The sequence below is a fragment of the Desulfomarina profundi genome, from assembly GCF_019703855.1.
Lineage (GTDB): Bacteria > Desulfobacterota > Desulfobulbia > Desulfobulbales > Desulfocapsaceae > Desulfomarina > Desulfomarina profundi.
In genome coordinates, this window is the sequence record NZ_AP024086.1 from 3,465,664 (window position 1) to 3,479,964 (window position 14,301).

The 14,301-nt window shown below is 46.2% G+C and carries 11 protein-coding genes; 8 read left to right on the plus strand and 3 right to left on the minus strand.

From position 1 onward, the window contains the following. Nucleotides 1-296: 296 nt before the first annotated feature. On the minus strand, nucleotides 297-1,469 hold the full coding sequence (locus LO777_RS15940) for a hypothetical protein (protein WP_228854841.1): 1,173 nt from the start codon (nucleotides 1,467-1,469) through the stop codon (nucleotides 297-299). A 154-nt stretch (nucleotides 1,470-1,623) separates the two neighbouring features. On the opposite strand from LO777_RS15940, the gene LO777_RS15945 reads away from it, so the two are divergent. After that, on the plus strand, nucleotides 1,624-2,733 hold the full coding sequence (locus LO777_RS15945) for a glycosyltransferase family 4 protein (protein WP_228854842.1): 1,110 nt from the start codon (nucleotides 1,624-1,626) through the stop codon (nucleotides 2,731-2,733). 25 nt (nucleotides 2,734-2,758) lie between these two features. On the opposite strand, the gene LO777_RS15950 is transcribed toward LO777_RS15945, so the two are convergent. Next, complete coding sequence (locus LO777_RS15950) at nucleotides 2,759-4,531, minus strand: AAA family ATPase (RefSeq protein ID WP_228854843.1); 1,773 nt, start codon at nucleotides 4,529-4,531, stop codon at nucleotides 2,759-2,761. 254 nt (nucleotides 4,532-4,785) lie between these two features. On the opposite strand from LO777_RS15950, the gene LO777_RS15955 reads away from it, so the two are divergent. After that, nucleotides 4,786-6,138: a tetratricopeptide repeat protein gene (locus LO777_RS15955; RefSeq protein ID WP_228854844.1), complete on the plus strand. Its 1,353-nt coding sequence runs from the start codon at nucleotides 4,786-4,788 to the stop codon at nucleotides 6,136-6,138. On the opposite strand, the gene LO777_RS21395 is transcribed toward LO777_RS15955, so the two are convergent. Next, the gene (locus LO777_RS21395) at nucleotides 6,135-7,088 is read right to left on the minus strand and encodes a hypothetical protein (RefSeq protein ID WP_228854845.1); all 954 of its coding nucleotides are present in this window, start codon (nucleotides 7,086-7,088) and stop codon (nucleotides 6,135-6,137) included. The genes LO777_RS15955 and LO777_RS21395 overlap by 4 nt on opposite strands. Before the next feature lie 455 nt (nucleotides 7,089-7,543). Here LO777_RS21395 and LO777_RS15965 point away from each other — a divergent pair, with 455 nt between their 5' ends. From LO777_RS15965 to LO777_RS15990, 6 genes are all read left to right on the plus strand, one after another. Further along, a complete protein-coding gene (locus tag LO777_RS15965; protein ID WP_228854846.1) occupies nucleotides 7,544-8,293 on the plus strand; it encodes a glycosyltransferase family 2 protein in 750 nt (249 codons plus the stop codon). Beyond that, a complete protein-coding gene (locus LO777_RS15970) occupies nucleotides 8,290-8,937 on the plus strand; it encodes a lipid-A-disaccharide synthase N-terminal domain-containing protein (protein ID WP_228854847.1) in 648 nt (215 codons plus the stop codon). The genes LO777_RS15965 and LO777_RS15970 overlap by 4 nt, the downstream gene beginning before the upstream one ends. Continuing rightward, the gene (locus tag LO777_RS15975) at nucleotides 8,937-10,412 is read left to right on the plus strand and encodes an ArnT family glycosyltransferase (RefSeq protein ID WP_228854848.1); all 1,476 of its coding nucleotides are present in this window, start codon (nucleotides 8,937-8,939) and stop codon (nucleotides 10,410-10,412) included. Before LO777_RS15970 ends, LO777_RS15975 begins: the two co-directional genes overlap by 1 nt. Before the next feature lie 229 nt (nucleotides 10,413-10,641). Further along, nucleotides 10,642-11,148: a DUF2062 domain-containing protein gene (locus LO777_RS15980; RefSeq protein WP_228854849.1), complete on the plus strand. Its 507-nt coding sequence runs from the start codon at nucleotides 10,642-10,644 to the stop codon at nucleotides 11,146-11,148. A 243-nt stretch (nucleotides 11,149-11,391) separates the two neighbouring features. Further along, a complete protein-coding gene (locus LO777_RS15985; RefSeq protein WP_228857404.1) occupies nucleotides 11,392-13,632 on the plus strand; it encodes a PEP/pyruvate-binding domain-containing protein in 2,241 nt (746 codons plus the stop codon). A 27-nt stretch (nucleotides 13,633-13,659) separates the two neighbouring features. Continuing rightward, the gene (locus tag LO777_RS15990) at nucleotides 13,660-14,295 is read left to right on the plus strand and encodes a protein-tyrosine phosphatase family protein (protein ID WP_228854850.1); all 636 of its coding nucleotides are present in this window, start codon (nucleotides 13,660-13,662) and stop codon (nucleotides 14,293-14,295) included. Nucleotides 14,296-14,301 lie beyond the last annotated feature (6 nt).

Below are 14,301 nucleotides of genomic sequence, written 5' to 3' on the forward strand. Positions count from 1 at the left end.
TAACAGGCACAATGCCTGTATTACTAACAATTAAATACTACCGGGCAAAACGTGTCGGCGTGATAATTAAAATTCAGCTTCAGCAATTAATTTTTTAACTGAAAATTTAATTACATGGCACACCCGAGCTCTCAAGAACAACAACTCTGCATAGATTTTTCAAAACCATGTACCACATTCAGGGAAAAAATACAAAATAATGGTGCTGAAGTCAACGCCATTAATAATGGCTCAGCCGTTTATGCTATTGGGTGCAACAGAGTAATAAAAAGGTAGATACTATTTTCCCCGACCATTTACAGTACCATGTCCGCCAGAATATCCGCAGCTTCTACCCCCCCATTAAGGTTCACAGAAGACGATGAGTTATTTTTTTGAGAAAGACCGGCAAGAAGATGGGACACAAGCAGTTCCCGTGTCAATTCAGTCTCTGCAATAGCCTGAATTGCGTCGCATCCATTTTTCCTCAACTGTTCAAGGTGCAGATGCTGTTCCCGATCCTGCATCTTTCTTTCCAGGACCAACGCCGGGATACCACAGTACAATGCATCCGCAATACTATTATAACCACCATAAATTACACACATCTTAGAGGAAAGCAGGGCCTGGGGATAGTGTTCTCCCGGCAGTTCCAGGCTGCAATGATCCATCCCTTCAAACATTTTCCATATCTTCCTGTGCCGCAATACCGATGTGCCGGTATCTATAAACAGTTTCCATTTTCCGTAATTTTGCGGAACAACTGCCAGGGCACGGGCAAGTTGTTCAAGAAAATTCATGGAATGCTCACCAAGCCAGGGTACGGAAACCGTTCCGGCCAATTTTTCCCTGCACTGCAAAAACTCCCCCTGCCATGCGGCAAGCTCGGCCAGCCTTGAAACATATCCACACTCCCGTGGAACCTCTCCGAACCGCTTTTCCAGAGCTTTCAGGTGTGAATCACCTAGAATAATTTTGTCTCCATACCAGAGTAACCCGTGGAAGTACTGCCTGAAGAGGTCTCCGGCCAGATCGGAACCAACCTGGGAAACGGCACCTATAACCCCGCGAATTCCGAGAACCCAGCGGGTTCCGATTTCCCGACTGACTGCCAGTGCCGGAACAAGTTCCCTGTGCTTTCCCTGTGGAGTATGATCCACCAGTACAAGCCTTGGCCGATACAATTTAATCAGATGCTCCAGTTCAGCAGCGCGCAGCTTTCCAAGCTCCCTGTCGCTGAACATGGACTTTCCCATGCAGCCCTTTGATTTTCCGTCAACCACAACCGTTTCATAGGCGGGCAGTTTCAACCAATCCAGAGGAACCTGACCAATCAGTTCCCCGCTCTGCCTGCAACCGGTTACAAACAGCACTTTCAGCTGTGGGTAAAGCCTGCGGACAGCCATACCTATGCCGATACTGCGACTGGCATGACCCAGCCCCCTTCCGTCATGGGCGTAAATAAGTATATCCAGGCAAAACTCCTTCACATCTTCTCCTTTCAACAATCAGGCTCATGGGTTCGGGAAAGAAATCATCCAGAAACATTGAAAAAAAGCAGCTTATTTGGTTTTCTTGCATATTGCAAAGAGTTCCTGATCACTTTTCCGTGTACCTTTCAAAATCGGATACCACTTTGAATCGATGAATATTGCCTATTACATGCCCTTTAAACCGATGGGGCACCAAAACCCTTCCGGAGATCTGGTAACCGGAACAGAACTCTTCAACCATCTTGCTCAAAACAACAGGATTTCCCCTGCCAGTCGACTGCGCTGTCGCTGGATTTATTATCATCCCTCCCTCTGGCTGCGCTTCCTGCTGGAAAAACGACGCATTCTCCGAAAATACAGCGTCTACCCTCCCGATATCTGGTTCAGTTATCACTCTTACTACAAAGCTCCTGATCTTCTCGGCTACCACTGCAGCAGAAAACTCAATATCCCCTATGTGATTTTCCAGGGTATCTATTCAACCAAGAGAAGAAAAAAACTGAAAACCCTGCCCGGATTCATTCTGAACAGAAAGATCCTCCTTGCTGCTGATCATATTTTCACCAACAAGAAAAAAGACCTGAAAAACCTGCGCCGCCTCCTGCCTGAAGAACGACTTTCCTATATTGCACCGGGAATCCACCCTGAAAAATTCACCTATTGTGAAAAATCAAGAAACGAGCTGCGGACACAATTGAATTGCCGGGACAAAACCGTCATTCTCACGGCAGCCATGTTTCGTCCCGGTGTAAAAACTGAAGGGATATCACAGGTTATCCTTTCCTGTGCTGAGCTCCTGACTGAAAATCCCGAAATTGTCCTCTGGATAGTGGGGGACGGGAGCTGTCGCCGGGAACTGGAGCAGAAAGCTGGAGAATCACTCCCTGGCAAGGCCTGGTTCACCGGCAAAGTCGAGAGAAATGAAATGTACCGTTATTACAGTGGAGCCGATATTTTTGCCTTTCCCGGTATAAATGAATCCCTCGGCATGGTCTACCTGGAAGCCCAATCCTGCCGCCTCCCCGTTATCGCACTGGCCGACTGGGGAGGAGGAGAAGCAGTCATCCACAACCAGACGGGTCTTCTGTCACCAGCCGCCGAAAAATCGGAATTCACCGCAAACATGGAAAAACTGCTCAAAAACCCGGAATTAAGAAACAGACTGGCCAGGGAAGCGGAAGCTTATATCCGCTCCCACCACAACCTGACCGAGAACTACACCCTGCTGGAAAAACAACTCAAAACAATTGCCAGGGATTAGCCATTGCCGGTAAAAAAAGCTCATATCACTGTCCATCGCCCAGAACTTCAATTTCCACTCTTCTGTTTTTTCTTCTGCCTCCGGCAGTTTTGTTGCTGCCTATCGGATCACTGATGCCCATTCCCCTGATCTCCAACTGCTCCCGATCAATACCGTATTTCATCAACAACCGACCGACTGCTTCGGCCCGTTTCTCCGAAAGCTCTCTGTTTTCCCGGGAATCGGTATCTGAGGAGACATACCCTTTAACCAGGACCTGTGTCCCGGGATATTTCCGGAGTTTTTTCACAAATCGGATAAATTCTCTTTTCGCCTGCCTGGTCAACTGCAGAGAATTCGGCCTCAAGGGAAGGACAATCTTTACGGGTTCCATAGGCTGAATATCTTTTTTCGGTTGCTCGACCACATCCTTTGCTTCCAGCAGTTTTTCAACCGGTGCCGCTACTACATTCTTGCTGTTTTCAGCCTTTTTTGTAACTGACCTTTTATCAACAGTTGGAATTTCACCTTCAACACGGGTTGTCTCCGCCCGTTCAACCACCGTTTCATCTGTTAATTCCGCTACTGCCTGGTAGCCCTCAGCGCCATCCTCAGGTTCATCCCGGTATGCTTTACTCAAAATAGCATGTTTAAGAGCTGCGGCTTTTTTTTCATTGATTTCAAAATCATTGCCCTTTAACACCGAAGCTGCAGGCGAAGTGGTCACCTTCACCAGTGGCTCCTTCAACACAACAGGCTTCTCCTGTTTTTTTTCTTTTTTCACTGTACGGGCAACATTATCGCGGGGATAAAAATAGTAGCCAGAAGAACAGATAAGAAAAAGAAGGGGCAGGATAAACAACCATCCCCTTTTGCCGATTTCATTTTCAACAGAGAAACCTGACATAGTCGGCAGCCCATTGTTTCTTTCAATAACAAAAGTATCCCGTTGATAATTACTGTGTATGTTTTTCCCATCAGAAGACCTGAAATCCATCTGATCCGGTGATGCTTCAGCCGTAAGATCAAGCCGTTGAACGCACTCTTTAATCAGCCTCTGATCTACCTTTTTTTTCCCCAGCGTAGCTCCTCTCTGAAGAGCATACTCACAGAGTATGTTTATGTAACGGGGTACTCCGCCAGAATGCTTATAAACTAACTGAATCGCCTTAGCCGTAAACATTTTATCAAGTCCACCAGCAGCACAGATCCTGTACTGAATATATTCTCCGGTTTCATTTACATTCAAAGGCAGCAGTTTTGACTTGAGAGTAAGTCGCTGACGGACAGCTTTGTTCCTCTGGCGGACAAGCACCTCATTGAACTGGGGCTCTCCTATAAAAAATATGTTAATGAGTTTGGCATCCGCTTTTTCTATATTGGAAAGCAAGCGCAGTTCTTCAAGCATATCCTGGCTTAAAAGATGACAATCATCGATCAGGAGCAGCACCTTTTTCTTTTCATCATGAGCTTTATGAAGAAAATGACTGAACTGAATAAGAAACTGAACTTTGGAAGAAAATAGTGTGTTCATACCAAAACCTGCGGCAATTTCATTGTAAAAATCGATACGATCAAGACGCGGATCGGAAATAATCGCGCACTCCACATCATCACCCAATCCTTCAACAAGGCTGTTGATAAGGGTGGTTTTCCCCATTCCCCCACTTCCAGTCAGGAGCAGAAAGCCTTTATTGGCAAGGATTCCATATCGTAAAGTTGACAGTACTTCTTTATACTTTTCCCCCAGCCATAAAAAAGCCGGATCAGGTCTCAGCTCAAATGGTTTTGATTCAAATTTATACTGTGAATGATACATAGTTGCCCATGTTCCTGAAAAAATGTCGTATTTCAGAGAATAACAATTACTTACAAAGAATGTTCATATCAGAGATTTTTATAATTCTTTTCCTAACATCAACTGACTGATTCTGCAAATCTAATTACACAATCATCATAAGAAAACAATATTCCATTCATCGGTTAACTCATGGTAATATATTCCCGGACCTGAATTACACTTGCTCAGATAATACCTGATTACATACAAAGAAAATACGGAATATGCGAAGTATGAAGACATCTTTTTGCTCCTTTATTTTACCTGAAAATCCAGCTACTGAAAGTTATTTTGCCGCAGTCGGACTGTGCTGCTTTGTCCTTTTACTGTTACTCCCACTGTTTCCTGCGCGGGCCGATGAAACGGCTGCGTGCAGACGATACCTTGAAATCGCCAGTAAACAGATCAAGGCAGATCATCACTTTGAGGCAAGCGACGCATTGCGAAAAGCAATTGATCTTGATGACTCAAAACATCCCTCGCTCCACATGAAACTGGCGGTGCTCTATTACAGCCTCGGCCTTATTCCGGATGCGATAAGGGAAGGAGAAAAAGCTGTTAATCTCAGCCCATCCTCAAAATGGTTCAAATACGATCTCGCAAAATTTTATTTTGCCAACAACCAGCTGGACAAGGCAGAAAGACATTTTACAACACTGCTCTCCCTGGATCCCGGATTCACTTTCGGTTATTATTATCTGGCCGAAGTCTACTTTCTCAAACAACAGTATGATCTGGCCTGGCTCAGTCTTTCAAGGGCACAGTTTCTTGGTTTCAAAGGAACTTTTCTTAAAGAAAAACTGCTGCCACTCACCGGAAAACCGACTGAAAACTTTGAAAAGCCATCAGGCGACAAACTCTTCAGATTTATAAAACTTGCCTCCCGGGAAAAAGCTGAAGCAGTTCTGCAGGACATCAGGAGGGGAGCACTCTTTGAAAAGATAGAAATTCAATTGAAAAAAAACCACGTTTCCGGGTTTGGTTCCGGGATAATGACCCTTTCGGAACTGAAAAAATCCCTTGCCGATACACTGAAAACAAGCAAACCATACTCTTCTCCCCGAATTATCAAAACCGGATCGGACTACCGGATCATGCAGAGAATTATGCCTTTTGATCCTTCTGTGTGGCAGGTACAATCCAACAGACCATCTCCTCCCCAGGACAGATCAGCACAGGAGAAAATAAAAAATCCATATCAGCAAAAGCCCGCTGCTGAAAATCTGTTTTCCGCAAGGCTGGCAGCATTCTATGCCCTGGAAAACTGGAAAGATTCCTGGGAAAATGGTGATATAAAATCCTATTTTGATGCGTACAGTGATTCGTTTATCCCATCATCTCAAACCAGCCTGACCAGATGGAAAAAAAAAAGAGAAACCAGCCTGACACGACCAAAATTTATCCATATCGATCTGATCAATCCTGTTATTGAAATGATACAACCGGATACAGTCACCATCACCTTCCAGCAGATTTATGAATCAGACAGATATGCTGACGCCGTAATTAAAAAATTGACCCTCAACAGGGAACAGGATGGCTGGAAAATTATTCGGGAGGAGACAGTCCAGGTACTTACGAATTAACCCGCATTTATAATCAGTTCAGGCGATACCGGGGATACATTATGTTCATGAGAAATGCGGATCAAGTTTGATATGCCATGGCTCATAACGAACCCCAAGCAGATTGTCCCGTTCATAACGGTATTGCACGAGCCCTCTGTCCGCCAGTTTTCTGAAAACCGGTGTCGTTGTAAAACGTTCGGAAAAATTTGCCTTCCCAAACCCTTTCTGGCCGACATCAAAATCCCCGGTGGCATGATAAGAATAACCGGGGGAGCCAGAGAGCGGGAGGCAAGCGAAAGATTACCTCCATGGCGAAATGCCTTATTGAGAAAAAGATAAAACTGTTTTGTCACACCACGGATTCCCGATGTGAGAATCAGCTCCTCACCCAATTCTTTTTTTACACGCTGATATTTTTCATGGGAGGCTCCCCTGAAGAGATAGTTCCCACTGTGCTGTACCTTGAGAACATCCTTTCTACCTATCGTCCGCGTCAGGGTCGTAACCTGTTTTTTTCCTTTAAAGCCATATTTACTGGCATCCTGAAAGTAAATCATCTCAAGAAAATCGAGCTCTGACTTAGTAAACCTGCCTACTTTTGAATAACGGCGACCGATACGAAGAGCTTCGTCAAACCCAATGACACAGAAATTGCCATGGCCTGTAATCGCTCTTACCCGTTCAAGTCTTTTTACAATCCTGCCAAGCAAGACGAATTCCTCCCGGGAGAGAATAATATCATCTGCATTCGGCCTGTCGGGAAAACGGATTTTTGCCAGATAATCTTTGATGTGTTCATCTGTAGAATGAAAGCTGCTGCCTCCGGAGAACCCAGGAGAATGCACTGTAACCTGGTAAAATTTCTTCTTTTTTTTGTTCGCAGAAATATGAGTCATCGCCGCCAGAAAAGAATCTGGAGAGAGAAGGGTTGAAACAATGATAAACTGCAGAAAGTCTCTTCTTTTCAACTATCAAATCCCCTGTGAAAATCGCAACGCTCTATTCAGTCCTGCCATACCATAATTTTCCTCCCCCGTTTTATTATCTGGTGTCTATCCAGAAATGAGATTTTTTGTTCGAGTTCAAGTAAGCGAAGACTCCGAGGAGCATAGAAAAATAAAAAGCGCAGCATATTAGGCATATGTGAGCATTTTTATTTTTCGTAGCGACGCAGAAATCGGGCAAAAAGGCCATTTATGGACAGGCACTATCTGATCCCCATAATAAAAAATTACCTGCACCGGGGCATGTTGTCAAATAGTTCTTCCAATACAATCGGCACCTTCTGGAAGTGAATAATGCAGGCTATCCTGGGATACCTGCTGCAATACAAAATCACTTGAGTTTGTTCTGAATGTCTGGTAACGATGGAAGGTTGGAATTTTACCTGGTTCCGGCTATCAGCCATGGAGAAGGGTAAAGGATGTTCTGGAGTAATACAGGAGAAATCAGTCCGATGGACAATACGTTTACCGTTATAGTTCCCGTTTATAATGAAGAGGAGAGCCTGCCCGCCTTTTTTGAAGCCATTGAACAGTTTCTCGGGACCAGCCCGGTCCCAACCCAGGTTCTCTTTATTAATGACGGATCTTCAGATGAAAGCCCTGCTCTTCTCCGGCAAAGATGCGACACTGAGCCCCACCTTCATTATCTGACACTTGATCGAAATTACGGCCTCTCCACAGCCATCAAAGCGGGAATAGACAACTGCAACACCTCACTTGTGGGTTATATCGATGCGGATCTGCAGACAAAGCCAGAGGATTTTCTTCTCTATTTTGAATATTTCCCCGACTACGACATGGTCAACGGTATCAGAGCAAAACGAAAAGACAGCCTGATCAAAAAACTTTCCTCAAAATTTGCCAACAGCTACAGAAGATTAATGATTAATGACGGTATCAGCGATACCTGTTGTCCCCTGAAAATCATCAAAACAGATTATGCCCGGCAGATGCCGTTTTTTACCGGCATGCATCGTTTCATACCCGCCCTTGTCCAGCTGCAGGGAGGCCGTGTCAGAGAAATCCCCGTCTCCCACTACCCGCGATTGGCCGGAACCAGCAAATATCACCTGCTGAATCGCCTTGTCGGACCTTTTTTTGACACCCTTGCCTTTCGCTGGATGCGCAGCAGGTATATCAGCTACGGGATTGCAGACCGGTCCAGATGAATCAGTATTTCATTTTCAGTATAGGGTTTCTCTCCCAGCTGCTCTTTTCCGCCCGACTTCTTGTCCAGTGGATCAGCTCAGAAAAGGCGGGACGTATTCTCTCCCCCCTGCTCTTCTGGCAACTCAGCATTCTCGCCTCATTCCTTATGATGGTCTATGGTATTCTCCGTAATGATCTTGCCATAATCACCGGCCAGGCCATCACCTACGGGGTCTATATCAGGAATCTCCATTACCATGGTTTCTGGAAAAATATTCCCACACCGGTCCGTTTTTTCGCCATCTGTTTTCCGATCCTTGCCATTGTCTGGTTGCTGAGCGGTGACAGCTATAATTTCCAGACCATTCTCTCCAACAACGATATCTCCCGACCGCTTATGATGTGGGGGGTGGCCAGCCAGTTTGTCTTCACCTTTCGCTTTGTCTTCCAGTGGATTTACACGGAAAGGAAAAAAGAATCACTGCTTCCTGTCGGATTCTGGGTTATCAGTTTCACTGGTTCCATCATGGTTCTTTCCTATGCAATCATCAGAAGAGACCCGGTTCTTTTTATCGGCCAGATCTTTGGTTTTGTCGTCTACAGCAGAAATATCATTCTCTGGGCAAAGGGGAAAAAACAGGCAATACACCGGAATGAAAAATAATGGAAAAGACCGGGAAACGATCCTTAACTCTGTATTTTATTGCTGCGCTGATCACGTATTTTTCACTGCATATAGTTCTGCGGATCCTGGTTTCCGACTCCCTGGACTATGATGAGGCGGAGCAGGCCCTCCTCGGCCAATGGCTTCTGCCCGGCTACACAGAACAGCCACCTCTCTATACCTGGATACAGTACGGACTCTTCCAGCTGCTTGGTAAAAGTGTTCTGGCGGTCAGCCTGCTGAAAAACAGCCTGCTTCTTCTCACCTATCTCTTTGTCTTTCTCAGCGGCAGAAAACTGTTAAACAATGATCGAGCGGCCATAATGGCGGCCTGCTCTCTGCTCCTGGTCCCGCAGATCGCCTGGGAATCCCAACGGGACATGACACACACTACCCTGGTTGTATGTGGTGCTGCAGCAGTTTTATGGACAGTTTTGAGACTGCTGGAAAACAGGTCGTTTTTCAACACTGTTCTTTTGGGGATTTTCTGGGGTATCGGCATTCTTGCCAAGGCCAATTTTTTTCTCTTTCTCCTGATTCTCTTTCTCACCCTCCTGACTTTTCGCCGGGGAAGAAAGCTGCTGTTCTCAAAACAGTTCTTCTTCAGTTTCTTTATTGCTCTCTGCCTCAGCAGCCTCTACCTGTACTGGATGTATACCCACCAGGATATCGTTTTTTCTGCAACCGGTAAATTCAAACAGGCGGTTGAAATGTACCAGGTCAAAGGTGTCACAAGCTTTTTTATCAATACATTTCTTTTTCTCACACCTCTCTGGTTTATCTACCTGCTTTTCTTTCCCTCCGGTTACCTCGGAAAACCGGCAGCGAAGAAAAAATTCTCCGCGCGATTCATGCTTCGCTACAGCCTCTTTTTTGTGCTTGTCCTCCTCACCGTTGTTCTTTTGTTCAAAGTTTCCTATGTCAAGGACCGCTGGATGCAACCCCTTCTCTTTGCCGCGCCCCTGGTATTTTTTACACGCTTTGATGTCAATACAATCACCAGAAAACAGTTTAACCGGTTTATTAGTGTTATCATTCTCGCTGCAGTTGCCGTTTACTGTGCCTTTTCACTGCGCGTACTGGGCGCGCCGATGACCCATCGCTATTGCAGACTGAACTATCCCTTCAAAGAATTAGCAAGTGACATCCGCAAAGATGGTTTCACCAGAGGTCTGATAATCAGTAACAACCGTTTTCTTGCGGGCAATATGCATTTTCAGTTCCCCGACAGCCAGGCAGTTATCCCGGGATATAATTTTGAAAAACTGGTTGATTCAGCGGTATTCTCACACGCTGCAGTGATATGGAAAATTAATGACACCTCACCCCATGTCCCGAAACAACTCGTGTCATATCTCCAGAAACAGTTTGGCATCAACTCCATTGATTACCCTGTCACTGTCCATGAAGCACCCTATAAATATTCTACGGATGACAGGGTCAGGATGGGAGTATTGCTGTTCCGCCTGCAATGATCACACCACTCTACACTGGTTCTCTGTCTGCTGATATCGCTGGCTATTGCCAGGTTTATGCATACAGTTATAGCTAAAACGCGGTTGAACTGGAAAGCTATGCCCGAGCAGGCAGGGGTCATTTCCAATCCTGCTGAGTTTCATGGGGAGCCAGATAATAATTTCACACTGGACTGAAACCACAAAGATGTCTGCAAAAAGCCGGAAAAAAAATAAGTATAATTTTCTTATGCGCATGCGACCTGTCCTCCGCTGGGTTCTCAGGTTACGCTCCACTCCAAAAGCTATAGCCGGAGGACTCGGACTCGGTACGTTTATTGCTTTTACCCCAACCATGGGAATTCAACTTATTCTTGCTGTACTTGGAGCGACTTTTTTCAACCTGAACCGACCGGCAGCCGTTATTCCCGTATGGATCACAAACCCTATTACCGTGGCTCCCATCTACACGTTTAACTACTGGTTGGGCCGCCACATCTGGGAAGGTCCTCCCCTTACGGAAGTGAGCAGGCAATTCCTGGAAATCGGTCGAACAATGGCCCGCCTCAGCTTCTGGGATATAAAAGACCAGATTATCGCTGTTCTGAGTATGGGCCGGGATGTTCTTATACCTCTTGTTATCGGAAGCCTTGCAATTGGCCTGATTACCGGTATACTTGTTTATCTGTTCTCTTACAGGCTTCTCTGCATTTTTCTCTTTCGCAGAGGCAAAAAACGGTTGCTCAACAACAACTGAGGATCTCAGGCAAGAGAGGTTGCCAATGTTTAACAGTACCCTCTTTCAGCGCTGGACTTACAGATTTTTCGCCCCCACCTTCTCCAGAGAAGAACCTACGAGGCATTCAAACGGCTTCTTGAGGAAGACCGGAAGTGTCATGAACTTATTGCAGATTTCCAGGATCTCTTTTTCAGAAAAGATCCTGTTGAATGGACCCGGATAGCCCACCTCTATAATCAACTGAGCCTGGCTGTGGGAGCAATGGTAAAGGAGGTCACCGCCATTGCGGAACGGGATTCAGCCGACCTGGCGGTCTATTATAAAAAATTTGACTCTTATATCAGATACCTCCTGCAACCACCACCCCAGCCCACGGAACCACCTTTTATCCTCAGGCTGGAGGACAGTCGACTCCATCCCTCAATAACCGGAAACAAGGCAACCAATCTCGGCCGGATTGTGCAGGAGCTCGGGCACCCGGTACCATCCGGATTCGCAGTTACGACAAATGCCTGGAACCGGATCATTGAACACAACGATCTTCGTCCACAGATAGACAATTTCCTCATTGATTTTGATCCGGCCAACAGCTTCTCCCTGCATGCTGTTTCAAAATCACTCATGAACCTTATTGAATCGATCCAACTTCCTCCAGACCTGGAAAAGTCTTTCAACATTGCATCTCAACACCTGATCAAAACTGCGAGTGACAGAGAAAACCCGTTTTTTGCCGTTCGATCCAGCGCGGTCAATGAAGATGGTATGAATTCCTTTGCCGGCCAGTACCTGTCCCTCCTCAATGTTCCTCCGGACAGACTTCAGGATAGTTACCGCAAGGTACTGGCCTCCAAGTACAGCCCAAAAGCCCTGCTGTACAGAATCTCGGCAGGAATCAGTGATACCGAGGCACCGATGGCTGTAGTGATCATGGAAATGGTACAGGCTGAACAGGCAGGAGTCATCTATACAACAGATCCCACCGGAAAAGAAAAAGAGACCGTTTTTGTTCACAGTGTCCGGGGAGGTGGTGAAAAACTGGTTGGTGGCAAAACAGAATCCGAACTTATCCGCTTTCATAAAACAGACAGAAACTACCTTGAAAAATTTTCAGACCTACCACTCATTTCCAGAAAACAGGCTGACGATCTAGTCCGTATTGGTTTGGATCTGGAGTCATTTTTTGGCACAGCCCAGGATGTGGAATGGGCCTCGGACAACCAAAAAATAATTGTCCTCCAGAGCCGCCCATTGAAAGCAGCAGACGAAATTCCTGAAAAACAGAGCAGAAAAACCCCACAGATGGATGGCCTGCCACTTCTGTACCATGGAGGAACGACTGCATCCATGGGTATTGCCAGTGGACCTTCATTTTTTCCCGTACCACAACAGGATCCCGATTCCATCCCTGTCAACGCCATACTCATCGTTGATCATATACCCGCTTCGCTTATCCTTCTACTGCCACGGTGCAGTGGTGTTATAGCCGTACATGGTAGCGTGGCCAGTCATTTTTCCACCATCTGCCGCGAACTTGGAATCCCCCTGGTTGTCGGTGCTGAGGGTATCAGCTCAAAAATACAACCGCGGGAACAGATTACCATGGATGCCGTGCACAGAAAGATTTACCGCGGAAATATCGAGACACAGTCTCTTTTTCCCCAAAACATCTCAACCAGAAAAAACCATCCCTATTTCCGAAGACTCCAGGCCATTCTCGATTTTATCACTCCCTTGAGTGTTCTCGACCCTGACGGAGATGATTTTACCCCTGGTGCATGTCGATCTTTCCATGACATTGTACGTTATTCACATGAAAAAGGTGTCCAGGCCATGTTTGCCATAGGCAGTTCCGGGAGCAGACGTGGTCGCAGAAAACAGCTGAAAACTGATCTGCCATTTGAACTCTACCTCATGAATGTCGATGGAACAGATCCACACACGGATGACATCATCACCATTGACCAGGTAACCTCCACACCTTTTCAGGCACTCTGGCGCGGCCTGACTCACCCGTCAATTACCTGGGGAGATCACCAGTACTATAACTGGAAACAATATGACCGGGGTGCCATGACGGATGGGTTTGTTTTTGCCGACAAATCAGAATCAGCAAGTTATGGTGTGTGTGCAGCCGACTATCTCAATCTCAATATCAGATTCGGATACCATTTTACTGTTGTGGACACCCTCTGTGGTGAAAACAGTGAACAGAATTACTGCACCATCAGGTTTGCCGGTGGGGGCGGTACGGTGGAAGGAAGGTATTTCAGGCTGAAATACCTGGAAAGAATACTTCGGCGTCTCGGCTTTTCAGTAAACGCCAAAACCGATCTCCTGGACGCACGAATCGAAACCCTGCCGATTGACCAGATGAACCAGTGCCTGGTCACCCTGGGCAGAATGCTCGGGACATCCAAACTGATGGATATGGTATTGAAAGACAGTGAATCTGTGGCATCCCACCTTGAACGCTTTTTTCAGATTGATGATCGCTTCAATTGAATCAAAAAAACCACAAAGGCTGGCATTATGAGCTATACAATCACATGGATAACTGAATACCTGGGAGTTGGTCGAGCCCCCATGTCCTACAATGACCTTGACTCCATCGGCCGCCAGGGAATAAATGCCATTTTCAACCTCTGTCATGAATTCAGCGATCTGCACAAACTCGAAGAAGAAGCCGGATTCGAAGTGTACTACATGCCCATTGATGACGAATGTGCCCCTGATATTGAAGAGCTCGAAAAAGGTCTGCAATGGCTGGATGAAGCTGTTTATCTGAAAAAAAAGGTCCTGGTCCACTGCCGGTTCGGCCAGGGTCGTACAGGCACAATTACCTCAGCCTATCTCCTGCGCCGGGGGCTTGGCATGAAAAAAACACAGAAGGAGCTGAAAAAAACCAGTGCCAAACCCGCCACATACAGGCAATGGAAACTTCTCAGGAAATACAGCAAGAAACAGGGTCGCCTTTCCCTCAAACCGCCCAGGGTCGCCCATGATCAACCCGACGATCTTGAGCATTTTTACAGGGAATACCGTTTGCTTGCAGAAAAAGTTGATGCAAAAATGGCCGAAATCGGTACCAGACAGCTTTGCGGGCCACTACCGATTGCTGCTGCCATACTTCGTTTTCCCTTCCCCTGCTTGAAGCACTTCATCTGAACGAAT

Excerpts from the sequence above, each read along its gene's own strand:
- LO777_RS15945 (WP_228854842.1), top strand. The coding sequence starts at position 1,624 with ATGAATATTGCCTATTACATGCCCTTTAAACCGATGGGGCACCAAAAC.
- LO777_RS15950 (WP_228854843.1), bottom strand. The coding sequence starts at position 4,531 with ATGTATCATTCACAGTATAAATTTGAATCAAAACCATTTGAGCTGAGA.
- LO777_RS15955 (WP_228854844.1), top strand. The coding sequence starts at position 4,786 with ATGAAGACATCTTTTTGCTCCTTTATTTTACCTGAAAATCCAGCTACT.
- LO777_RS15965 (WP_228854846.1), top strand. The coding sequence starts at position 7,544 with ATGTTCTGGAGTAATACAGGAGAAATCAGTCCGATGGACAATACGTTT.
- LO777_RS15970 (WP_228854847.1), top strand. The coding sequence starts at position 8,290 with ATGAATCAGTATTTCATTTTCAGTATAGGGTTTCTCTCCCAGCTGCTC.
- LO777_RS15975 (WP_228854848.1), top strand. The coding sequence starts at position 8,937 with ATGGAAAAGACCGGGAAACGATCCTTAACTCTGTATTTTATTGCTGCG.
- LO777_RS15980 (WP_228854849.1), top strand. The coding sequence starts at position 10,642 with ATGCGCATGCGACCTGTCCTCCGCTGGGTTCTCAGGTTACGCTCCACT.
- LO777_RS15985 (WP_228857404.1), top strand. The coding sequence starts at position 11,392 with ATGGTAAAGGAGGTCACCGCCATTGCGGAACGGGATTCAGCCGACCTG.
- LO777_RS15990 (WP_228854850.1), top strand. The coding sequence starts at position 13,660 with ATGAGCTATACAATCACATGGATAACTGAATACCTGGGAGTTGGTCGA.